This window comes from Candidatus Campbellbacteria bacterium, assembly GCA_028817035.1.
GTDB lineage: Bacteria > Patescibacteriota > Minisyncoccia > Phycocordibacterales > JABAAK01 > JAPPQH01.
Genome location: JAPPQH010000010.1, coordinates 52,378 through 76,397, shown reverse-complemented (window position 1 = coordinate 76,397; position 24,020 = coordinate 52,378). Strand labels below are relative to the sequence as shown.

General features: G+C 39.3%; 22 protein-coding genes. All 22 read left to right on the top strand.

What is annotated here, in order from left to right:
• A partial coding sequence (locus tag OXU73_01800) for a hypothetical protein (GenBank protein ID MDD9868043.1) occupies positions 1 to 1,198 on the top strand: 1,198 nt, incomplete at its 5' end.
• Positions 1,199 to 1,300: 102 nt separating this feature from the next.
• Entirely contained in the window at positions 1,301 to 3,757 is a 2,457-nt protein-coding gene (locus OXU73_01795) for a hypothetical protein (protein MDD9868042.1), read from the top strand.
• Positions 3,758 to 3,840: 83 nt separating this feature from the next.
• A complete protein-coding gene (locus tag OXU73_01790; protein MDD9868041.1) occupies positions 3,841 to 5,148 on the top strand; it encodes a hypothetical protein in 1,308 nt (435 codons plus the stop codon).
• A 216-nt stretch (positions 5,149 to 5,364) separates the two neighbouring features.
• Positions 5,365 to 8,550: a DNA-directed RNA polymerase subunit beta gene (locus tag OXU73_01785; GenBank protein ID MDD9868040.1), complete on the top strand. Its 3,186-nt coding sequence runs from the start codon at positions 5,365 to 5,367 to the stop codon at positions 8,548 to 8,550.
• Positions 8,528 to 12,283, top strand: coding sequence for a DNA-directed RNA polymerase subunit beta' (gene rpoC / locus OXU73_01780; GenBank protein ID MDD9868039.1), 3,756 nt, complete (start codon positions 8,528 to 8,530; stop codon positions 12,281 to 12,283). The genes OXU73_01785 and rpoC overlap by 23 nt, the downstream gene beginning before the upstream one ends.
• Position 12,284: 1 nt before the next feature.
• Positions 12,285 to 13,979 (top strand): DNA primase, encoded by a 1,695-nt coding sequence (dnaG, locus tag OXU73_01775; GenBank protein MDD9868038.1) that lies wholly within the window; start codon positions 12,285 to 12,287, stop codon positions 13,977 to 13,979.
• A 3-nt stretch (positions 13,980 to 13,982) separates the two neighbouring features.
• Positions 13,983 to 15,365 carry a sigma-70 family RNA polymerase sigma factor gene (locus tag OXU73_01770; GenBank protein ID MDD9868037.1) on the top strand — a complete coding sequence of 461 codons (1,383 nt, stop codon included), beginning with the start codon at positions 13,983 to 13,985 and terminating at the stop codon, positions 15,363 to 15,365.
• 43 nt (positions 15,366 to 15,408) lie between these two features.
• A complete protein-coding gene (gene rpsP / locus OXU73_01765) occupies positions 15,409 to 15,999 on the top strand; it encodes a 30S ribosomal protein S16 (GenBank protein MDD9868036.1) in 591 nt (196 codons plus the stop codon).
• 143 nt (positions 16,000 to 16,142) lie between these two features.
• Positions 16,143 to 16,964: a hypothetical protein gene (locus OXU73_01760; GenBank protein MDD9868035.1), complete on the top strand. Its 822-nt coding sequence runs from the start codon at positions 16,143 to 16,145 to the stop codon at positions 16,962 to 16,964.
• A gap of 241 nt (positions 16,965 to 17,205) precedes the next feature.
• Positions 17,206 to 17,913: a hypothetical protein gene (locus OXU73_01755; GenBank protein MDD9868034.1), complete on the top strand. Its 708-nt coding sequence runs from the start codon at positions 17,206 to 17,208 to the stop codon at positions 17,911 to 17,913.
• Between the two features lie 265 nt (positions 17,914 to 18,178).
• The gene (locus OXU73_01750; protein ID MDD9868033.1) at positions 18,179 to 18,871 is read left to right on the top strand and encodes a hypothetical protein; all 693 of its coding nucleotides are present in this window, start codon (positions 18,179 to 18,181) and stop codon (positions 18,869 to 18,871) included.
• 232 nt (positions 18,872 to 19,103) lie between these two features.
• A complete protein-coding gene (locus OXU73_01745; GenBank protein MDD9868032.1) occupies positions 19,104 to 19,382 on the top strand; it encodes a KH domain-containing protein in 279 nt (92 codons plus the stop codon).
• 56 nt (positions 19,383 to 19,438) lie between these two features.
• A complete protein-coding gene (gene trmD, locus OXU73_01740) occupies positions 19,439 to 20,083 on the top strand; it encodes a tRNA (guanosine(37)-N1)-methyltransferase TrmD (GenBank protein MDD9868031.1) in 645 nt (214 codons plus the stop codon).
• 56 nt (positions 20,084 to 20,139) lie between these two features.
• Positions 20,140 to 20,361: a translation initiation factor IF-1 gene (gene infA / locus OXU73_01735; protein ID MDD9868030.1), complete on the top strand. Its 222-nt coding sequence runs from the start codon at positions 20,140 to 20,142 to the stop codon at positions 20,359 to 20,361.
• 34 nt (positions 20,362 to 20,395) lie between these two features.
• Positions 20,396 to 20,512, top strand: a complete 117-nt coding sequence (gene rpmJ, locus OXU73_01730) for a 50S ribosomal protein L36 (GenBank protein MDD9868029.1) — start codon at positions 20,396 to 20,398, stop codon at positions 20,510 to 20,512.
• Between the two features lie 3 nt (positions 20,513 to 20,515).
• The gene (gene rpsM, locus OXU73_01725) at positions 20,516 to 20,893 is read left to right on the top strand and encodes a 30S ribosomal protein S13 (GenBank protein ID MDD9868028.1); all 378 of its coding nucleotides are present in this window, start codon (positions 20,516 to 20,518) and stop codon (positions 20,891 to 20,893) included.
• 1 nt (position 20,894) lies between these two features.
• Positions 20,895 to 21,329, top strand: coding sequence for a 30S ribosomal protein S11 (gene rpsK, locus OXU73_01720; protein MDD9868027.1), 435 nt, complete (start codon positions 20,895 to 20,897; stop codon positions 21,327 to 21,329).
• 6 nt (positions 21,330 to 21,335) lie between these two features.
• Positions 21,336 to 21,944: a 30S ribosomal protein S4 gene (rpsD, locus tag OXU73_01715; GenBank protein ID MDD9868026.1), complete on the top strand. Its 609-nt coding sequence runs from the start codon at positions 21,336 to 21,338 to the stop codon at positions 21,942 to 21,944.
• A 3-nt stretch (positions 21,945 to 21,947) separates the two neighbouring features.
• A complete protein-coding gene (locus OXU73_01710) occupies positions 21,948 to 22,895 on the top strand; it encodes a DNA-directed RNA polymerase subunit alpha (GenBank protein ID MDD9868025.1) in 948 nt (315 codons plus the stop codon).
• 3 nt (positions 22,896 to 22,898) lie between these two features.
• On the top strand, positions 22,899 to 23,252 hold the full coding sequence (gene rplQ / locus OXU73_01705; GenBank protein ID MDD9868024.1) for a 50S ribosomal protein L17: 354 nt from the start codon (positions 22,899 to 22,901) through the stop codon (positions 23,250 to 23,252).
• A 3-nt stretch (positions 23,253 to 23,255) separates the two neighbouring features.
• Entirely contained in the window at positions 23,256 to 23,600 is a 345-nt protein-coding gene (gene rplM / locus OXU73_01700; GenBank protein MDD9868023.1) for a 50S ribosomal protein L13, read from the top strand.
• Positions 23,597 to 24,019 carry a 30S ribosomal protein S9 gene (rpsI, locus tag OXU73_01695; protein ID MDD9868022.1) on the top strand — a complete coding sequence of 141 codons (423 nt, stop codon included), beginning with the start codon at positions 23,597 to 23,599 and terminating at the stop codon, positions 24,017 to 24,019. Before rplM ends, rpsI begins: the two co-directional genes overlap by 4 nt.
• Position 24,020: the final 1 nt, after the last annotated feature.

Below are 24,020 nucleotides of genomic sequence, written 5' to 3'. Positions count from 1 at the left end.
CAGAGGTGCTGAGCACCTTGAGGTGATTGATGGTAAGTGGAGAAGATTTACAAAAGGACAAGAACAAGAAATGTTTGATTCACTTCAAGGACATCACACTGGCTGGTGTCTGGAAGGTTCAATCTATACTTGCGAAGAGTACTTAGACAATGGAGATGCCCTTATCTATTATTCCAATAACAAAAAAGGAGACCCTGCTGTTCCAAGACTGACAATAGCGTTTTATGGGAAAGACAAAATACGAGAGATAAGCGGGATAGAAGAGTGGCAAACATTAGATGAATACATATTCCCCGTCCTCAAAGACAAACTTGAGGAATACCCAGAAGTAGCAGAGGAATACAAGCAGACTATGGAGAACATGAAACGGGTTACAGAAATCCACAAGAGCCTACTATCACTATCAAAAGAAGACCTACGCTTTCTATATGAAATTGATGGCAAGATACACAACTTCAGAGGAGAAACTGACCCAAGGGTAAAGGAAATACTGAGAGGAAGAGATAAAATAGAAGATGTTGCATATATATTTGGTGTTACAAAGGATCAAATAAGCACTTCGGAAGAAGAAGCCCTATCTGGTAAATGTACACATCACCTTGGGGATTTAAGAATTGGAGATGAAGAATTAGCAGAACTAAAAAGAAATGGCGGAACTAAATTTCCAATTGTTGTTGGGGGTGAATACGTAATTAATCTTTCAATCACAAGCATGAAAGATATTCCGCCTCTACCTGAGAGAGTGTGGAATCTTGAACTCAATGGTCTCACAAACCCAGAAGGGTTGAATATGCCTAAGAGTGTGGGGGTACTTTCTCTCAACGGTCTCACAACTGCAGAAGGTTTGAAAATACCTGAGGGTGTGAGGTGTCTTTCTCTCAACGGTCTCACAAACCCAGAAGGGTTGAATATACCTGAGGGTGTGCAGAATCTTGAACTCAACGGTCTCACAAACCCAGAAGGGTTGAAGATACCTGAGAGTGTGCTGGATCTTTCTCTCAACGGTCTCACAAACCCAGAAGGGTTGAATATGCCTGAGAGGGTGGTGTGGCTTGAACTCAAGGGTCTCCCAAGTGCAGAAGAATTTCCACCACTTCCTAATGATTTAGAAAGACTAACTGTTAGCCAACATATGAGTGATGAAGAAGTTAATAAACTCAAAGAGCAATATCCTCATATTGAAATTGAGCGGAGATAACCAGAATAAAAGAATAACCACCTACACAATCAACCCAGTTTCACACCCCCACCACATGACCCCTGCCCTTCCTCGCTTTTGAGTAAGGTATAATAAGAATATATGAAAGAAAACAAGATGGGTGCAGAGTTCTTGGGAGGTGCCGACCAACATTTATTCAAAAAGATTAGAGGACCTGCAAAAAGGGAGGAGGTAAGGACTGGTGAAAAGATAGACAAGCCAGAAGAAATTATTAAGGTATTTCTGGATCGTTATGCACAAGTGTTGCAAAGGGAGGACGAACAAAAGAGGGAAAGAGGGGTAGAGGCGATATGGAGGATGGTGAAGAGAAACCATATCATAAAAGAGGAGAATATATCTAAGGCATTTAATAATCATCTAAAAATAGAAAGAGATAGGGGTAAGGACATATCATGGGGTGAGGACATAACAAAGAGTGAGATTCCAAGACTGAAGAAAGAATATGCAGAAAGGGTGATAGGAGACCAAGAGGATAGTCTCTACAATTGGATAGAGTATTTTGCATCACATGAGACAGACGCATATCCCCTTTGGTTTAAGTTCCTTGCCCTAAAGAATGTGTTGCGTGTGGGTGAATACAAAGTAAATGAGAAGCAATTCTACAAAAGAACAAAATACACAGCAAAACCATTCCTAACATTAAACAAACAAGCCCTTGCGGGAATATATGAGCATTTCAATAAGATAGTGGAAGGTAAGGACATAGAAACAGAAGATGAGGAATTTAGAACATACTTAGAGAACAAAAACTTTGTAAAGGCATACATCAGAAGGATGGAGATATTGAAAAGAAACAGAGGTGCTGAGCATCTTGAGGTGATTGATGGTAAGTGGAGAAGATTTACAAAAGGACAAGAAAAAGAAATGTTTGATTCACTTCAAGGACATCACACTGGCTGGTGTTTAGAAGGTTCTATCAATACTTGCGAAGGGTACTTAGACAATGGAGATGCCCTTATCTACTATTCCAATGATAAAAGAGGAGACCCCACTATCCCAAGATTGACGATAGCGTTTAGAGGGAAAGGTATACGCGAGATAAGCGGGATAGAAGAGGGGCAAACATTAGATGAATACATATTCCCTGTCCTCAAAGAAAAGCTTGAGGAATACCCACAAGAAGCGGAGAGATACAACAAGGCAGCGGAGGACATGAAACGGGTTACAGAGATCCACAACAGCCCACTATCAATATCAAAAGAAGACCTACGCTTTCTATATGAAATTGATGGCAAGATACACAACTTCTTAGGAGGTGAAGAGATGATAGAAGAAATACTGAGAGGAAGAGATAAAATAGAAGATGTTGCATATATCTTTGGTGTTCCAAAGGATCAAATAAGCACTTCGGAAGAAGAAGCCCTATCTGGTAAATGCGTGTATCACCTTGGGAATTTATTAATTGAAGATAAAGAATTAGCAGAACTAAAAAGAAACGGCGGAACTAAATTTCCAATTGTTGTTGGGGGTGAATACATAATTATTCTTTCAACCACAAATATAAAAGACATTCCGCCATTACCTGAGGGTGTGGAGAATCTTGAACTCAATGGTCTCACAAACCCAGAAGGGTTGAATATACCTGAGGGTGTGTGGTCACTTTCTCTCAACGGTCTCACAAACCCAGAAGGGTTGAATATACCTGAGGGCGTGCAGCATCTTCATCTCAACGGTCTCACAAACCCAGAAGGGTTGAATATACCTGAGGGTGTGTTGGAACTTGATTTCAACGGTCTCAAAACTGCAGAAGGGTTGAAGATACCTAAGGGTGTGATGGCACTTTTTCTCAACGGTCTCACAAACCCAGAAGGGTTGAATATACCTGAGGGCATGAAGATTCTTTCTCTCGACGGTCTCACAAACCCAGAAGGGTTGAAGATACCTAAGGGTGTGAGGGGTCTTTCTCTCAACGGTCTCACAAACCCAGAAAGGTTGAATATACCTGAGGGTGTGAGGTGGCTTTATCTCAACGGTCTCACAAACCCAGAAGGGTTGAATATACCTGAGGGTGTGGAGGAGCTTTATCTCAACGGTCTCAAAACTGCAGAAGGGTTGAAGATACCTGAGGGTGTGAAGCATCTTGAACTCAACGGTCTCACAAACCCAGAAGGGTTGAATATACCTGAGGGTGTGAAGCATCTTGAACTCAACGGTCTCACAAACCCAGAAGGGTTGAATATACCTGAGGGTGTGAAGCATCTTGAACTCAACGGTCTCACAAACCCAGAAGGGTTGAATATACCTGGGGGTGTGAAGATTCTTTCTCTCAACGGTCTCACAAACCCAGAAGGGTTGAAGATGCCTGAGAGTGTGAAGAGGCTTTCTCTCAACGGTCTCAAAACTGCAGAAGGGTTGAAGATACCTGAGAGTGTTTGGTGGCTTGAACTCAAAGGTCTCACAAATGCAGAAGAATTTCCACCACCACGTCGTCCTTATAATTTAGAAAGACTAGTTGTTAGCCGAAATATGAGTGATGAAGAATTTAATAAACTCGAAAGGCAATATCCCAATATTCATATTCATAGGTTAGAAAAATAGAAAAGAATAACCACCTACACAATCAACCCAGTTTCACACCCCCACCACATGACCCCTGCCTTTTGTAGTATAATATTAAATATATGAATGGTGATGAGCCGACAAATAGAATAAGCGCTATTGAAAAGCCGAAAGTAAAAAAGCCCTCAAGACAGGGGAACAAATCTGTAGAACAAACTCATTCTTCTGAGTTTAATGGTAAGGTGAGGCGGAGGCGGAGTGGCAGGGGTCTTGTATTAAGGGCACTTGTGAGGTTGTCTATTTTTGTTTTAATCATTGTTGCGTTGGTCGGTGTTTTACTGACAACCTTTTTCTCAAGCGCTTCTGTTGAGATTACTTTGAAGGAGCAGACTGTTGAGGTTGATGGATCTTATACGGGTAAAAAGGAGAGTGATATAGGCAGTCAGCCAACATACATAATAACCGAGTCCATAGAAATTGAAGATACTGTTGCGATACCTGCTGATGGTTCAAAGGAAGTAAACTTAAATGCGACAGGTAAGGTAACGATAATAAACGCGATAAGCAAAACCCCTATAAGACTGAAGGCGACAACCCGTTTTGAGACAGAGGATGGTCTTATATACCGCACTCCTAAAAGAACAACGGTTCCTGCGCTCAAGGTTGTTGATGGAAATGAAGTCCCTGGAACAATTGAGGTAGAGATATTTGCAGATGCTGCTGGTGAGGAATACAACATAGGTCCTACAACATTTCGTTTTCCAGGATTAAAAGAAGCGGGCGATCTTGAACTATATGCAAAACTTACTGCTCGTTCAGATGCAAGTATAAAGGGTGGTTTTTCGGGAACTCGTTTTGTTGCTGAGGATACATTAATAGAAAGTGCAAGAAACAGATTGAGAGAAAAACTTAAAACAAAAGCAGAGGACATAATAAAAACAACAACACTTGATGGTGCGCTGATTTTTGACCTTGATGACACTCTTTTCATAACATACGAATCTGTATCTCAGACAGACAACAAAGAAAATGAATCAATAATTTTAAGAGAGAGGGCAACGGCAAGGGCTCTTGCGTTCAATGAGGCGGTATTAATCGGTTTGGTAACAAGGAATATAAATTTTGACGAAACGCCACAAACATTTCTTGATTACAACTCGCTTGATATTTCTTTTGAGGAGGATTTGGACGACCCAGACGACTTGGAGGATATAGAATTTACTCTAAATGGTTCTGTGAAACTTGGTTGGTCTGTCAATGAGAATAAGCTGATTGATGAGATAAAGGGGAAGAAACTGTCTAATATACCCAATATACTCTCAACATTTCCAAGTATAGAGAGTGGAGAGGCAAGCGTTTTCCCATCGTGGAAATCAACAATACCTGACGACCCTGACTCAATATCTGTTTCTTTCACGGAGGGTGAATAAAGCCCTAAAAATAGGGGTGGTTGACAATATATTGAGATTTGCTATAATTTATGATTGTGTTCAGACATTGTGGCAAAGGTGAGAAAATCAATGACCAGTGGGGTTTATTTTTAATACACATAAAAATTATAAATAATTATATAAAAGGGGTATAAAAAACACTTTACGCGTTTAAGCGTTTAGTTTTTTGTTTACTTATTATTGTCTTATTGACGCATGGGTGAAACAGTAGGATCAAAAAAGAAAAAATATTTTCTTGGTTATAAAAAACCATTACTTAAATTGCCAGACCTTTTGGGACCACAAAAGGAGTCTTTTAATTGGTTTATGGAAGAGGGGATGTGGGAAATGTTTAAAAGCTACTCTCCTATATCTGACTACAGCGGAGATAAATTTGAACTATCTTTTGTCTCTTATAGTTTTGATTCTCCAAAATATAGCGAACAGCATGCAAAAGAAAACATGCTTACTTATGATGCGCCGCTAAAAGTAATGGTAAAGTTCAAAAACAAAATTCAGAAAACGGAAAAGAAACAAGAAATTCTGTTTGGCAAAGTGCCAATTATGACAGACAGGGGAACATTTATAATAAACGGTGTTGAGAGAATTATAATGTCACAATTGACACGGTCATTTGGTGTTTTCTTTAATGCAAAAGATGTGAAAAATGTGCGGTGTTTCTCTGCGAGAATTACCCCATCAAAAGGTCCGTGGCTTGAGTTTGAGACGGACATAAATGGAACATGTTCTGTCCGCGTGGATAGGACTGGAAAGGTGTATGTGAGTACTTTTTTGCGTGCTTTTGGGTTAAAAACAGACGACCAGATATTAAAAGCAACATCTAACAAAGATGTTCGCGATATGCTAAAAAAGACGATACTTAAAGACAGCATAGAGACAGTAGATGATGCCTGTGTTGAATTCTACAAGAAAATACGGTCAGGAGACCAATTGACGCCAGAAAATGCAAAAGCAAAGATAAATGATATGTTTTCCAAAGAGCAATACGATATCTCTGAGCTCGGAAGAATCAGATTTAACAAAAGATTTGGTATAAAAATGACAAAAGGTTCTATAGAAAGAAGAACTATTTCTATTGAAGATGTGATGACTATACTTGGGGAGATTGTCCGTCTCAACAATGATCCAAAAGCACAGCCAGATGATATAGACAATCTTTCTTCAAGAAGGGTTAGATATGTAGGTGAACTTTTTCAGTTAAGGATAAGGAGGGGAATAGCACGATTGGCCAAAAACACGCAAGATCGTATGACAACGATAGATACTTCTTTTACAACTCCACATTTTCTAAACCCGCAGCCTTTTCGTTCTTCTGTTAATGAATTTTTCCTTACAGACCAACTTTCTCATGTTATGAAACAGGAAAACATAGTTGCAGAGATTGAGCATAGAAGAACAATTTCTGCACTTGGTCCTGGTGGTTTGACGCGCGAGCATGCCGGCATCGCTGTTCGCGACTTGCACCCATCACACTACGGTCGTATTTGTCCTGTTCATACGCCAGAAGGTCCAAACATTGGTTTGAATCTTCAGTTGGCACTGTATGCAGATGTCAACAGATATGGAATCATTGAAACAACTTATGCCAAAGTTGAGGATGGTGTTATAACAAAAAAAGTAGTCAGCCTAAATGCAGAGGAAGAAGAAAAATATAGGATTGCTCATAGGGTTGTGTCGTGTGATAAGGACGGAAAAATTTTAGATAAACAAGTGATAATCAGAAAAGACAGCAAGCCAAGATTTAGTTCTCCTAAAAAAATAGAATACATAGATGTCTCAAGCAATCAAACTTTGTCTGTAGCAGCAGCGCTTATTCCTTTTATTGAGCATGATGCCGCACACAGAGCGCTTCTCGGTGCGAACACACAAAAACAGGCAACGATATATGTTTCACCAGAAGCCCCTTATGTTTCAACGGGAATTGAGGGTGATGTCGCAAAAAGCTCAAGGCGTATGATTGTCGCGGAAGAGGATGGCGAAATAACATATGTTGATGCAGAGGAGATAAAAATGAAAGGGGTGAGTGGTAAAAACTATCATTACCACTTGATTAAATTTGGCAGAACCAACAGCCCTTCCATACATCATCAAAGATCCATCGTTTCTCTCAAACAAAAAGTCAAGCAGGGTCAGATATTGGCAGACGCAGCATCAACCGATCAAGGTCAACTTGCTCTCGGTCAAAATCTTAGAGTTGCGTTTGTGTGTTGGCACGGCATGACTTATGAAGATGCGATTTTGATTTCAAGCAAAATTGTGGAGCAGGGAAAGTTTGTTTCACTACACGCAAAAGATTTTAAGGTCAGCGTAAGAGACACAAAGTTGGGACCAGAAATGACAACTTTTGATATACCAAATGTATCAGAAGCAAAACTTAGAAACCTTGATGAGAGGGGTATTGTCCGCATAGGTGCAGAAGTAAAACCTGGAGATATTTTAGTAGGTAAGGTAACCCCTAAGGGTGAAACACAATTGACTCCAGAAGAAAGGTTGCTTCGTTCCATCTTTGGTGAAAGGGCACGCGACATAAAAGACTCTTCTGAAAAACTAAGCCCAGGTCATCAAGGTCGCGTGATAAATGTTAAGGTCTTTAATAAAGAAAATGGTGATCAATTAGACCCAGGTGTTCTTGAAGAAATAAGAGTTACTATAGCGCAGATGAGAAATATAACTGTGGGTGACAAGCTCACAGGACGGCACGGAAATAAAGGTGTGGTCGCAAGAATACTTCCCGCTGAAGATATGCCACACACAGAAGATGGTGAGCCGGTTGATATAGTTTTGAGCCCTCTTGGAATTGCTTCAAGAGCGAATGTCGGTCAGGTATTTGAAGCACACCTTGGACTTGCCGCACAAGCCCTCGGTTATCAAGCTGTGGTTCCGTCATTCAGCGGAGCAACAGAAGAAGAGGTAAGAGAGGAACTTGTAAAAGCAGGGTTTGATAAAACAGGAAAAGAGACACTTTATGACGGAAGAACAGGTGAAAAACTTGCAAGAAAAGTAACAGTAGGAAATATGTATCTTATGAAAATTAGCCACATGGTTGAAGACAAGTTGCATATGAGATCTTTTGGAAACTATGCTATCGTTCATCAGCAACCGCTACAGGGTAGAACTCGCGAAGGAGGTCAGAGATTGGGTGAAATGGAAGTATGGGCGTTTCTTGGTTATGGTGCGGCTTACAATCTGCGCGAAATGATGACTATAAAATCAGACGATATGTATGGTCGTTCTGCAGCGTTTAAGGCAATGATAGATGGGGATCGCATAAAGCAGATTAATCTGCCTGAGTCTTTTAATGTGCTTATTCATTATCTCCGCGGTCTTGGTCTGAATATGACTTTTAATAGAGAAAACAATGATGAAGAAGAAGAAGAATAATATGGAAAACAAAAATATAAAAAAAGAAAAAAAGATTAACTCAAGAAGCGATTTTGAATCCATAACTTTAAGTATTTCATCGCCAGAAGAAATATTGAATTGGTCAAGAGGAGAAATAAAAAAGGCAGAAACTATAAACTACAGAACACAAAGAGCAGAAAAAGATGGCTTGTTTGATGAGCGTGTGTTTGGAACAGAGCGTAACTATGAATGTTCTTGTGGAAAGTATCGCGATATTCGTTACAAAGGAATTGTGTGTGACAAGTGTGGTGTTGAAGTTACACACTCAGGGGTGAGAAGAAACAGGATGGGTCATATTGAACTCGCAGCACCTGTCGCTCATATATGGTATTTGAAATCAGTCCCTTCCCGCATAGCTTTGATGCTTGGCGTTACTGCTACAGAAGTGCAAAGTGTTGTTTACTTCGGTGGATATATGATAACAGACACGAACGAAGATGAAAGAAAGGTATTGCTTGAAAATCTGAGAAAAGAATATACCAAAGAAGCGAAAGAGGTAAAAGGAGATGACAAAAAAGCGAAGAAGGTTAAAGAGACATATCAAATAAGACAAAAAGAAATACAGTCAATACAAAAGGGCGCTGTGATAAGGGAGGACAGATATTATCGCTATGTTCTCAGATACTCTTCTATGTTCAAAGCAGGGATTGGTGGTGAAATCGTATATGAGGCGTTGAAGTCAATAGATCTTCGTTCTCTTGAAAAAAATCTTGTCAAAAAGATTCAGTCGGCATCCAAGATTGAAGGGGAGAAAATGCGCAGACGATTGAGCTTGGTTCGTTCTTTCATAAAATCAAAAACGCGTCCAGAGTGGATGTTTTTCCTACATTTGCCGATAATACCTGCTGGTTTAAGACCGATGGTTGCCCTTGACGGTGGTCGCTATGCCACATCTGATATAAATGATTTGTATCGCCGTATCATAAATAGAAATATAAGATTGAAGCGACTTATTTCACTTGGTGCGCCAGAAGTAATATTGAGAAATGAAAAAAGATTGTTGCAGGAAGCGGTAGATGCTTTGCTTGATAACTCCATCCGTTCAAGGACAAATTCAGGTGGCATGAGACAGTTCCAAAAAAGGGAATTAAAATCACTTGCCGAACATTTGGGTGGTAAAAGAGGATGTTTCCGTTCCAATCTTCTCGGAAAAAGAGTGGACTACTCTGGGCGTTCTGTTATTGTTGCAGGTCCAGAGCTGAAATTGAACGAATGTGGTATTCCAAAAGAAATGGCTTTGGAATTGTTCAAGCCGTTTGTAATGGAGAAACTATTCAAGAGAGACCTTGCTTACAACATAAGAGCCGCTGGAAGATTGATTGATGATCGCGGTGCAGAAGTTTGGAAGGCGCTTGAAGAAGTCGTGAAAGAGAAATATGTCTTACTAAACAGGGCTCCGACACTTCACAGACAGGGTCTACAAGCCTTCAAACCACTTTTGATAGAGACAAAGGCGATACAACTACACCCGCTTGTGTGTAAGGCATTCAACGCTGACTTTGACGGTGACCAGATGGCAGTTCATGTTCCTCTTATGGAAGAGTCACAGTTTGAGGCAAAAAATATCATGGCGGCAAGTCAAAATGTGCTTAACCCTGGTGACGGAGAAATAATCGCATCACCAAACCAACAGGACATGGCACTTGGCTGTTATTGGATGACAAAGATGATTGATGGCGCAGAAGGTGAAGGAAAACTGTTTACATATCCAAATGAAGCCATATCAGCATATGAATATGGTGCCGTTGATATAAGGGCAAAGATAAAAGTTTTGGGAACTGAAAAGAAAAAGTATGAGAAATTTAATAACAAACCTTTTGAAACAACAGTAGGTCGGTTGTTGTTCAACACTGTGTTACCAGATGACTTTCCTTTTATAAATGAGCTGATAACGAAAAAATATATATCAAAAATAATAAGCGATATAATAGAGAGATATCCATTAGAGGATGTCCTTGAATCGCTTGATAAAATAAAAAGATTTGGTTTCAAGTACTCAACGGTTTCGGGTGCTTCTTGGTCTCTGAGTGATACACCCGAGCCAAAAGAACTTGATGCACTTATTGATGAAGGTCTCAAAAAATCTTCTGAGATAATAGACCAATATAGAGATGGTCTTTTGTCTAGTGTAGAGCAGAGAAGGTTGCGTATTGAAGTATGGCATGGAATATTTTCAAAATTGAAAAATGATTTTGTCATGCAAGGTTTGGATGAAGACGGATCAACAAAAGATATAATAGCCTCAGGAGCAAGAGGTTCTGCTGTGGATTTGACATATATAATCGGAATAAAAGGAATAATTGCCAGCGCAAAAGGAATGCCTATTGAGACACCAATCATAAGTTCTTACAAAAAAGGTCTTAACCCTGTTGAGTATTTCATTGATGGTTATGGCGGAAGAAAAGGACTTTCGGACTCGGCTCTAAAAACTTCAGAGTCAGGTTATTTTGGAAGGAGATTGTTTGATGTGGCTCAGGATGTGATAATAAACTCCGACAATTGTAGAACAACAGGTGGTTTCAATCTGTATCGTACAAGTGCCTCTGGTATTGAGTTTCCTTTCTACAAAAAGATAAAAGGAAGATATCTCGCAAAAGATGTCGTAGATTCTTCAAAGAAGGTCATTGCTAAAAAGGGTGAATACATAGATCAAGAATTATCAATCAAGATTGATAATTCTGGGGTTGAACATATCACCGCTCGTTCTCCTATTAGCTGTAAAAACAAAAGAGGGGTTTGCAAAAAGTGTTATGGTGATGACCCATCAACCAACAAAGAAGTTGATTTGGGAGAAGCAGTGGGAACAATAGCCGCACAAGCAATAGGTGAGCCAGGAACACAGCTTACCATGAACACCGTTCACTTTGCTGGTGCATACTCGGCATCTGGTGACATAACAACAGGTTTGCCTCGTGTGGTTGAGATTTTTGAAAATAGAACCCCAAAATCACCAGCAGTTATCGCAATGATTGACGGCATCATAAGTGACATAAGAGTTGAAGGAAATGAAAAGATAATAATAATCTCTCCTAAAAATGACACAAAGGCATCAAAGAAAGAAACAGAGTATAGTGTGAATAAGTATAGACATGTTTTTGTAAACAAAGGAGATGAAGTGAAAAAAGGAAAAATTATGACAGATGGTTCCATCAACCTATCAGACCTATACAAATATGTCGGCAAGGAGGCAACACAAAAATACATGTTTGATGAGATAACAAAGATTTATGAATTGCAGGGAAGATCTCTGGCAACAAAGCACTTTGAACTGATTTTGAAACAGATGTTCTCTTCCTGTTCTGTCAAAGAACCTGGAGATACGCTATATGTTGCCGGTGATTTGATTGAGCATGAAGAGTGCGACAGAATTAATGAGGCGTTCAAAAAAGAAGGAAGGAATTTGGTGAAAATAGAGCCTATTTTGCTTGGAATAACTAAAATGTCTATATTCAGACCAGGCTTCCTATCGGCTGCATCTTTCCAAAACACAACTTATGTTCTGATACGGGCGGCTCTTAACGGAACCACAGATCACCTTGAAGGGCTTAAGGAGAATGTTATAACAGGTCGACTTCTCCCAGCAGGAACAGGGTATAAGGGAAGTAAAAAACACTCAATGATTGCCGACCTTCAGAAGCGACTTGATGAAGAAGAGGAAAGGCGTAGACAGGAAAAAGAGCTTGATGTTGAAGAAGTAGATTCTCAACAATAATATGAAGCATCAAAATTCAATCGTTGATGAAATAAAATCACGCCTCTCAATGCAGGATGTCGCTTCTCAGTATGTAAAGTTAGTCCGTGCGGGTAAAAATATGAAAGGCAAGTCACCTTTTTCCAATGAGAAAACACCTTCATTTATTGTTTCACCTGATAAAAATTTATTTTATTGTTTCTCTACAAATAGAGGTGGTGATATATTCACTTTTATCCAAGAGGTAGAGGGATTAGATTTCAAGGATGCCGTTAAATTACTCGCAGAAAGGTCTGGCATAGATCCTAATGAGTATTCTTACAAAACTTCCACAAACAAAAATGAAATCAATCGTTTGAGGGATGTGCTAAAAGAAGCAAACAAGTTTTTTTCAAACAATCACACCGACCAATCAAAAAAATATTTAGAAACTCGCGGAGTATCACAAAAATCAATTAATTTTTTTGAGATAGGTTATGCGCCCAGTAACAACTCACTAATTCAGCACTTGGTGTTAAAAGGTTTCACAAAAGAAGAAGTCATAAAGGCAGGTCTTGCAAAACAGGCAGACAACAAAGATATATATTCACATTTTAGAGACAGGGTAATGTTTCCTATAAAAGACACAGAGGGAAATGTAATCTCGTTTTCTGGAAGGTTGATAAAGGAGAATAAAAACGCTGGAAAGTATATAAACGGACCTGAAACAATTTTATACAAGAAATCGCGGGCTCTATATGGAATTTACGAGGCGAAACAGAATATAAGAAAATATAAATTCTCAATTATTGTTGAAGGTCATTTGGATGTTGTTTTTTCTGCCCAAGCAGATTATGCAAACGCATTAGCGGTCTGCGGAACAGCGATGACGGATGAACACATAATGGTTATTAAAAGGTTTTCAGACAATATACTCTTTGCGTTTGATGCAGATGAAGCTGGGTTAAAAGCACTTCATAGGGCTGCATTAAAAGCAGTAAAAAACTCAATGACTGTAAAGGTTGTGGGTATGCCCGAGAATAAAGATCCCGCAGACATAATAAACGAAGATTCATCAAATTGGAAGAAAGTCATAAGAGAGTCTGCCGATGTGTTTGACTTTTTTATCGCACAGGTGAAAAAAGAAGGTGATGTGGTAAAACAGATAAAGAAAACAAACGAACTTGTATTTTCTCTTATAAACGCTTCTTCTGATGATTTGTTGCAGGCGACATTGCTTAACAAAGTATCAAAAGAGTTTGATGTGCCTATTGATGATGTAAGAAGGCAATATGAAAAAACAAAGGAAAATAAAGTAATCTATACTCAAAAGACACCCAACCCTCAAACTGACAAATTGCCGAAAGAGAAATTATCAAATGAATTTTTTGCATATTTGAGTTATATAAAAACAAATAGCATAGAGTGTAAGGACTCGCTTAAAAATCTCATTGAAGAAATCACGGAGGAATATATGGACGAGAAAAATCCAGTTGATCCTGAAGTTGCTGCCCTTCGTTTTGAGCAGGAGTACCCAGATGAAACGCACAGGGTATCAAACATGCTCATAGCCCTTGAAGAGATAACAGAAAGACTTTTCCGAGTTTTGCTAAAGGAGCGCCAAAATAATATAGCAAAAGCAATTGACGAAGCGGACTCAGAAAACAAGGAGAAGTTTGAGAGAGAGTTGTATGATATATTAAATAAGTTGAAGTCACTTGAAAAACATACAGATTAATATATGCCCAAAAAGACAAAAACCACAAAAAAATCAAAAAAGACAACAAGAAGAAAAACTTCTCTGTCTAAAAGAGTGTCTAAAAAGAGAAAATCAACAACCAAAAAGACAAAGAAGAGGAGGGTTGTAAAAAAAGTTCCAAGAAAAGCAAGAAAAGTCGGAAGAAAGGTTGGAAGAAAAAAGGTGAAAAAAGTCACGAAGAAAAAAGCAAAGAAGGTTGTAAAAAGGGCGCCAAAAAAAGTTGCGAAGAAAAAAGTGAAAGTGAAAAAGGTCGGAAGGAAAAAGCCATTTACTCTTTCAAAAATCGCGCAATCCAGAATTAATACATTGGTTAAAGTCGGTCAGCAAAGGGGCTTTATAACATACGATGAGATATTGAAACAATTCCCTTTGATAGAAAAGAAGATACAACTACTTGAGAAACTTTATGACGAGATGGATATAAGGAATATAAAAGTCGCAGAATCAATAAGCAATTTTGATGATTTGTCCAAAATAACACTACCTGGAATAACAAACACTCCGACAAGAGGAAATGTAAAGACCTCTTCAAGCGACCTTGTTCAGATGTATCTGAAAGAGATAGGAAGGCATAAGCTTTTAACAGCCCAAGAAGAAAAAGAATTGAGTAAAAGAATACAAAATGGGGACGAAGATGCTAAAAAAATATTGATACAAGCAAACTTGCGCTTGGTTGTTTCACATGCAAGGAGATATGTAAACAAAAACCCTAATTTAACCCTGCTTGATTTGATTCAGGAAGGAACATTTGGACTTTTCAAAGCGGCTGAAAAATTTGATTATAGAATGGACTACAAATTCTCTACATACGCGACTTGGTGGATAAGACAATCAATAAGCAGAGCTCTTGCAGACCAATCAAGAATTATCCGCATACCAGTTCACATGGTGGACACAATTCACCAGTATCGCAAGGTTTGTAATCGTCTCACACAAGAATTTGGTCGCGAACCACATGCAGAAGAAGTCGCAGTTGAGATGGATATTCCTGTTGAGAAAGTGTGGATGATACAGAGAATAAGGCAAGACACCGCATCACTTGATAAGCAAATCGGTGATTCAAGTGACCCAGAAAGATCGTCATTGGGTGAATTTACTGCTGACACAACCACAGAATCACCAGACACACAGGCATCAAAAAGTATCCTGTCAACACAAATACAGGAAATTCTTGGAGACCTCACTGAAAAAGAAAGAGAAGTTATTGAAATGAGGCACGGACTAAAGGACGGACACGCGAGAACTCTTGAAGAAGTGGGTAAGAAATTCAGTGTAACCCGTGAGAGAATAAGGCAGATTGAGGCAAAAGCGATAAACAAGATTCAATCACACAAAAAGACAAAGAATCTAAAGAATTATTACTAAACATTGACAAATTATTCAATGACACCTACTATTAAACACTATAATGCTTAAAATAAGATTACAAAGAACAGGAAGAAAAAACAATCCTTCATATCGTATTATTGTTGTGGACTCCAGCGTTGGTCCTAAAAGTGGAAAGTATATAGAAAAGTTGGGAACTTACGACAGCATAAGAAAAACCAAATCAATAGAAAAGGAGAGAATACAACATTGGATGAACAACGGTGCAGAAGTGTCTGAGACAGTTTTTAATATATTGGTAGCAGACGGTATGCTCAAAGGAAAAAAGAAAAATGTCCTACCAAAGAAAACACCTATAAAGAAAGAAGTTAACGAAGAAAAACAAGAGGCTGGTGTTGCCAATGAAAATAAGACAGAAGAAGTAGCCACTCAAAAAGCAGAGGGTGAAGTGTCAGCTGAACAAAAAAGTGGAGAGGAAAAAGTTGGCGAGGAAAAAGCACCAACCGAACAACCACAGGCAGAACAAAAGGTAGAGGAGGCGACAGAGCAGAAGCCAGAGGAGACGACAGAGCAGAAGCCAGAACAAAAAGAAGAGGTGGTGGAAAATAAGGAAGCAACAGCAGAACAGAAAACAGAGGGTGAAGCGCCAACCGAAGAAAAGAAAGAACAATAAAGAAGGGGGAAGTAATAGGTCGCAGAGCGCGGGTTTGACAAAACTTTGGTTAGTGAGATATAATAAAAGCAATGTGGGGACGAAAGTCCTCGCGTGTTCTTTGAAAGGGATGCTTGTCGCATCCCGAAAACAGGTTTCACTTTGTGGAAGTAAAGGAAAGAGGAGGAAAAGAAATGAGCACAGAAGCAAAAGTCAATGGGAGGATTGAGAGAACAGTAAGGATTGCGTTTCTCTGTCATCTCAGTGAGTTACCGCAAACACAAGATTTTTGGAGGAAAACGAGAGAACTCCTGAGAAAGGGCAAGGAGAAATGGGATGCATACAACATCTACAAAGATTTCTATGTTGTGTCTTGTGATGGCAGTCCTATACCCGAACGCGAAGACGACAATATATTGTTGTTCTACCGCAATGGCAAGAAAGAAACAAAAGATCTTGTAAAAACTGTCAGACCAGATTTTCTCATCATCAACCCCTATCTTGGAGATGGGAACTATCTTAGTGGTGGTGGGAAATTTAGTGGTCATGATTTCTACGTTTCTTTGTTACATGGTGGATGTGGAGGTTGTTATTTCATCGGCAACGAGGGAGGTTATGATCTCAAGGGGACCGTGGGTTTGGGCAGGCTTCCCGTTAGACCACCCTATGGTGTAGCGAACTACCTTGGCGATATGAGCGAAAATCCTCATCTTCTTAAGTTGTTTATACGATCCATGGGAATCGTTAATCACGGAGTGGATGAACGCCATTCTTTGAGCGCTCGTGATTGCTTACAGAAAATAGATGCCGACTGCATTCTTGGGTTTATCCAAGATTTTGTTGGTAAAGAAAAACCTGAATACTGGGGTGAAGACCCAAACGAAGAATGTTGTGAAAAGCTTGTATTTTTAGGTAGAGATATTCTCTCTGCCCTTGACTTTCGCACACAGGGTAGTGTTCTTAGCATAATGGAACGCACAGGTTGAGGTTGACCCAAACCACCCACGCGACTTTGTCGTCGTGGGTGGTTTTTTAATTAATGAAAATGAAACTGCCGAGCGATAATGAAATAGAAGAACTGAGTGGTTTGACAAAATGCTTGTTTTGGTAATATAATAAAAGCAATGTGGGGACGAAAGTCCTCGCGTGTTCTTTGAAAGGGATGCTTGTCGCATCCCGAAAACAGGTTTCACTTTGTGGAAGTAAAGGAAAGAGGAGGAAAATCTTATGGCTACTGAGAAAAAGCCTAAGAAGGAATTCAGGGTAGGGTTTCTTTGTGATGACGAATCGCTATCTTTCACTAGAAGTTTGTGGAAAAAAACCAAAAATTTGTTGGAGAAGAATATGAAGAACATGGTGGCGTGGGAAGAAGGCGAAGTATACGAAGCTACCTTCTTTGTAGTGTACCGTGTACCTGTTGACCAGACGAAGAAATACATCCCACCCAAAGGTGACGACATTGTTTCAATCGTTTCAGCCACTGCTTACGAAGACAAAAGAAAAGCGTCTTGTGTTGTAAGAGCTGCCAAACTGGACTTTTTGGTTGCTGGACACTACCTTAACAACCCATATTATTGTCATGATGACATCTGTTTTTTGATGCAAATGGGTTTTGGTGGTTACATCATCGGCAATGCTTACGATGATGTTCCCGATGAACAAAACGGATGGTTTGGGAAATGGCGAGGACACAATTGGTATCTTGGCAATGCGCGTAAAGATTGCAATGTTCTTGCAGCACTCATGAAAATTGGCAAACTTTTGGATAACAATCCTAGTTATCCAGAACACTTCGGGGAAGTCAAAGAGTGGTGTATCAAGAGATTGGGCAAAGAGTATGTTAGAGAGTCTTCAGGTGAGATATCTTTGGAAGGTGCTGAAAACTTTTCTCGGAATGTCGTCCAAGTCCTTGATGCCCCTGACAGACCCTATTGACATCTCGGGTTGGCATATGTGCCACCCAAGTTTTCAACCACCCACGCGACCTTGTCGCCGTGGGTGGTTTTTTAATTAAAGCAATGAAACCACAGAGCGATAATGAAATAGAAGAACTGAGTGGTTTGACAAAATGCTTGTTTTGGTAATATAATAAAAGCAATGTGGGGACGAAAGTCCTCGCGTGTTCTTTGAAAGGGATGCTTGTCGCATCCCGAAAACAGGTTTCACTTTGTGGAAGTAAAGGAAAGAGGAGGAAAATCTTATGGCTACTGAGAAAAAGCCTAAGAAGGAATTCAGGGTAGGGTTTCTTTGTGATGACGAATCGCTATCTTTCACTAGAAGTTTGTGGAAAAAAACCAAAAATTTGTTGGAGAAGAATATGAAGAACATGGTGGCGTGGGAAGAAGGCGAAGTATACGAAGCTACCTTCTTTGTAGTGTACCGTGTACCTGTTGACCCTATGGCGAAGAAATACGTCCCACCCAAAGGTGACGACATTGTTTCAGTCGCTCTTGACCCAAGAAAAACAGCTTGTATTGTAAGATCTGCCAAACTGGACTTTTTAGTTGTTGGACACTACCTTAACAACCCATATTATTGTCATGATGACATCTGTTTTTTGATGAGAATGGGTTTTGGTGGTTACATCATCGGCAATGCTTACAATGATGTTCTCGATGGTAAGGACAGGTGGTTTGGAAGATATCGCCTACACCACGGCATACGCGGATACCAATGGTATCTTGGCAATGCGCGAAATGATCGCAATGTTCTTGCAGCACTCATGAAAATTGGCAAACTCTTGGATAACGAGGATTGTCGTCCAGAACACTTCAGGGAAGTCAAAGAGTGGTGTATCGAGAGATTGGGCAAAGAGTATGCTAGAGAGTCTTCAAGTGGGATATCTTTGGAAGGTGTTGAAAACCTTTCTCGGAATGTCAACCAAGTCCTTTAAGCCCCTGGCAGACGCTATTGAAATCATATGTGCCACCCAAGTTTTCAACCACCCACGCGACCTTGTCGCTGTGGGTGGTTTTTTAATTAAAATAGGGCACAAATGGGGTGGATGAATGCGAGCCCTGAGGATACTTGACCAAAATGGGAGGGATAATATAGAATTAATCTATACGACAGGAAGATTTTCTTTGAGTCGTTTTTAAGAACAAGGTAATTTAGAGGAGATTAGTATGGATAATAGTTCAGCAAATTTAGATCAGGATTTTTTGGAATTCATAGTTAAGGCACTCGTTGATAATACAGACAGCGTTAAAGTGGATAGAAGAGTAGACCCTAAGGGGGTATTGCTAACGCTTTCTGTTGACCCAGCGGAGAGAGGTAAAATTATAGGAAGGTCCGGAAAAACCAGAGATGCAATAAGAACACTTTTGAGGGCAGTCGGAAGAAAAAACAATGCTTATGTAAGTTTTCGACTTGATGAGTCGGAGCGACCCCCACGAAACGAGTAGATAAATTAAGAAATCAATAAAACTATAAATTTGTCGCCCACAAGGCGAGGTTAGTTATGTCTATGCATTTTCACATAATAACTTTGTTCCCAGATGTATTCAAAGAATATCTTAATACCTCAATAATAGGGCGTGCAGTAAAACAAAAATCAATAAAAGTATCTTTTTACAACCCAATTGATTTTTCTGAAAAGAAAGGAAAGAGAATAGACAAAAGACCATACGGTGGTGGACCAGGGATGGTTATTGAACCAATGCCGGTGCTTAAAGCTTTTGAAAAAGCGGTTGGAAGAAAAAAAGATGTGGTATCTTTTTTCTTTACACCAAGCGGTGAAGAATTTACATCTTCCATATCAAACAGAATCAGAAAAAAATATAAACACATAATACTGATATCCGGTCATTATGAGGGGATTGATGCGCGTGTTCAAAAAATAACAAAAGCAAAAAAAATTTCGGTTGGTAGGTGCATATTGACGGGCGGCGAACTGCCTGCCATGTTTGTCATAGACGCCATTTCAAGACATCTGCCGAATGTCCTTGGTAACCCAGATTCCATAGAGGAATCCCGTGTCTCAAATAGCGAGGTATATACGAGACCAGAGGTATTTTGCTATAAGAATAGGAAATATAGGGTCCCAAAGGTCCTTTTATCAGGTCATCACGGGGATATAGATAAATGGAAAAAGGGCAGAAAATAGACACTTGCAAATAATTGGCCTATCTGTTATTATATAACTTGTCAAAACAATGATAGATGGAAGCAAATAATAAGAAAGCTAAGGGTGTCATGGGGACGATTGACGAATCACTTTCCAATGCAAACTTCCTTGTAACAGTCGATGATACAAAGGAGCAGGTTATTGCCTATGTTTCTGGAAAGATGAGAATAAATCGAATCCGTGTACTTGTTGGCGACAAAGTGATGATTGTATTAGACGAATATGGAGGTAAGGCGCGTATTATTCAGCGTCTTTAATCTTTGTGTGTTTTGACTTCTTGGTAAACAAAGTATGAAAGTAAAATCCTCTATTAAGAAAAGAGATAAAAACGATCAGATTGTCCGTCGCGGGGGACGAATTTATGTAATTAACAAAAAGAACCCAAGAAATAAGCAGCGACAAAGATAAAATATGAGAATAGCAGGGATAACAATTCCAGAAAAAACTCATCTTGAGATAGGCCTAACAACCATATACGGTGTAGGTCGTGTAAGTGCGCGTCGCATATTAAAGGAAGCTAATATAAAAGAGCACACCACCCCAGAAAATTTAACAGAAGCTCAAGATCAAGCAATAAGAAAATCTATTGAGTCTCTGAAAATAGAAGGTGACTTAAGAAGGGAGGTTTCCTCTAATATAAAAAGAAAAAAAGATATAGGTTCTTATCAGGGAAAAAGACATATGGTCAGATTGCCTGTTCGTGGACAAAGAACAAAGACAAACGCAAGAACAAGGAAGGGTGCCGTTAAAACAATGGGTTCTGGTCGCGTAAAATTGCAGAAGAAGTAGTATGGGTAAGAAACGATCTGTTCAAAAAGCGGGTGGGACAGCAGATAGAGGCCTTCTTTCAAGGTCGCTTTCACGCCTTCCAAAACGCAAGATAAAAACTGGTGTATTGCATGTAAATGCTACATATAACAACACAAAATTGTCTTTGTGTGATGAAAAGGGAAATTCTGTTATGTGGTCATCAACCGGTGCGCTTGGTTTCAAGGGAACCAAAAAATCAACTCCTTTTGCGGCAGCAAAGGTTGCAGCACTTCTCGCAGACAAAGCAGAAGCAATAGGTCTTCAAGATGTTGATGTGGTGATAAAAGGAGTGGGTCCTGGAAGAGAATCGGCTATGCGTTCTTTTGTTAATAAAGGTTTTGTAATTGGTTCTATCGTAGACAAAACACCAATTCCACATAACGGACCTAAGAGAAGAAAACCAAGAAGAGTATAGATTAGTATGATTAAACTTAAAAAATATAAAATAAGTAGACGACTCGGCGCTCCTGTGTTTGAGAAGTGTCAGACTGCTAAATATACTCGCTCCGAAGAGAGAAAAAGAAAAAGCAAATCTTCTTATTCTGGCGTGTCAGAATATGGCAAACAGCTTGTTGAAAAACAAAAAGCAAGATATACCTATGGAATACGTGAAGGTCAGTTAAAGAAATATGTAAGAGAAGCCGAAAAACAAAAAGGCATAGGAGTAACTGATTATTTTATTTGTTCACTTGAGAGAAGGGTTGATAATGTGGTGTATCGTCTTTCATTTGCAGAGACAAGAAAAAAAGCAAGGCAGATGGTTTCACACGGGCACATCACAGTAAACGGAAGAAAAATCCGCATACCTTCACGAGCCCTTCGTGTGGGTGATGTCGTAGGCATCCGAGAGGCGAGCAAGAATAAAAAGAATTTTGATGGAATGGCAGAATTGCAGAAGGAACGAAAAATTCCAAGCTGGCTGTCATTTGACAACAAAACCAGTGCAGGAACTGTAAAAGAATTACCAACAACTACACCTCAGGACATATTGTTTGATGTTTCAAGAGTGTTTGAATATTACAGTAGATAAATTATGATGTTAGATGAATATAGCATAAATCTTCCTTCTAAACCCCGTGTGGTAAAGGAAAACGAGACAAGTGCCGTCTATGAGATAGATGGTCTGTATCCAGGTTATGGATATACATTAGGAAATATTTTACGCCGTGTTATCCTTTCTTCAATACCAGGAACAGCGATTACAAGCGTGAAGATAGATGGAGTGTCTCACGAGTTCACTACCATAAAAGGAATAAAAGAAGAAGTTTTGATAATACTTCTTAACTTAAAGAGAATATTATTCAAAATGCATACAAATGAACCGCAGAAAGTAAAAATTAAGAAAAAAGGCATAGGTGTTATAACAGCGGGGGACATATCAAACAACCCACAGGTTGAAGTGGTGAATAAAGATTATAATATAGCCGAAATAACTGATCCTAAAGTAGAGTTCTCTGCAGAACTGACAATTGAAAGAGGTGTTGGTTTTGTTCAGAGAGATAGTCACAAAGATCGTGTTGAGATTGGAACCATAGTTGTTGATTCTTTTTTCTCTCCTATAAGAAGAGTGAATTATGAAGTAGAGCCAATGAGAGTTGGTGATAGGATTGATTTCAACAGGCTTCGCGTGTTTATAGAAACAGATGGGACGATAACACCAAAAGAAGTATTTCGCAGAACTGTTTCAATAATCATAACGCAGCTTCAGGCTATTGTAGGGTTTAAGGATGATTCAGACAGCGAGGAGATTAAGATGACAGAAAAAGAACTTGAGGCGGAGAGGGGAACGGTTGATCAGCTTGGCTTGAAAAATCGCGTAACAAATGCCCTCAAAAAAGCAGGGATAGTAAGCTTAAATCATTTGGAAGAAAAGACAAGAAAAGAGCTTGCAGCCCTCCCAGGTCTTGGTGAAAGGGCAATAGATGAAATTGAGATGGTTCTCGCAGAGAGAGGTCTTTCAATCAGAAAAGCAGATAAATAATTTATGAAAAAGAGAATAAAAGAAAGAAAATTTGGCAGAACTCGAGATATAAGGAATGCGCTTATGCGTTCTCTTGCTCGTTCTCTTATTCTCAATGAAAAAATAAAGACAACAGAAGCAAAAGCAAAGGAGTTGCGCCCACAGGTTGAAAAAATGATAACCCGTTCAAAAACAAACACTCTTCACTCAAGAAGGATTTTGTTAAAGGCGCTTGGTAATGACAACAAAACAGTGTCCAAACTTCTAAGTGCGATAGGTCCGCGATATATGGAAAGAAACGGGGGATATACACGCATAACCAAAATATCTTCTAATCGTACAGACGGTGCTAAAGAAGCAATAATTGAATTTGTATAAAATATGAAAGAAGTTACTATTGATGCAAAAGGACAAAGTTTAGGCAGGGTCGCTACAGAAGTCGCCAATGTGTTAAACGGAAAAACAGATGTAAATTATGCTCCAAATCGTGTGCTTGATGTTTCCGTGTTGGTTAAGAATGTGCCACAGATGAAAATAAGCGGAAACAAGCTGACAGATAAAAAATATTTCTCACATTCTGGTTATGTTGGAAACGACAAAACAAAAACAGTCAAACAAGTGATTGAGGCAAAGGGTAAGGAAGAAGTTTTGATGCGTGCAGTGTCGGGGATGCTTCCTAAAAACAAACTAAGACAAGTAAAATTAAATAAAATAAAATGCGTATGACCGTGGAAACCAAGCAAAAAAAGAATACTAATAGCAGTAGATACACAGAAGGAATAGGAAGGAGAAAAACTTCTGTGGCTCGTGTTCGTGTCGTGCCAAGTTCTAATACAGTTATATCAGTAAACAAGTCAGACCTTGAGCAATATTTTAAGAACAAGAGCCACCAGAAGAAAGTAAAATCTCCATTTGAGGTTATTGACGATGCATTTACAGTGGATGCAAGAGTAACAGGTGGCGGTCTCACATCCCAAGCAGACGCGGTTTGTCTTGGGATTGCAAGGGCGGTTGTAAAACACAAACAGGAGCATAGAAAATTATTAAAACAGAATTCTCTTTTGAGAAGAGATCCGAGAAGGAAAGAGAGGAAGAAATATGGCTTGAAAAAAGCAAGAAGGGCTCCACAGTGGAGCAAGAGATAGT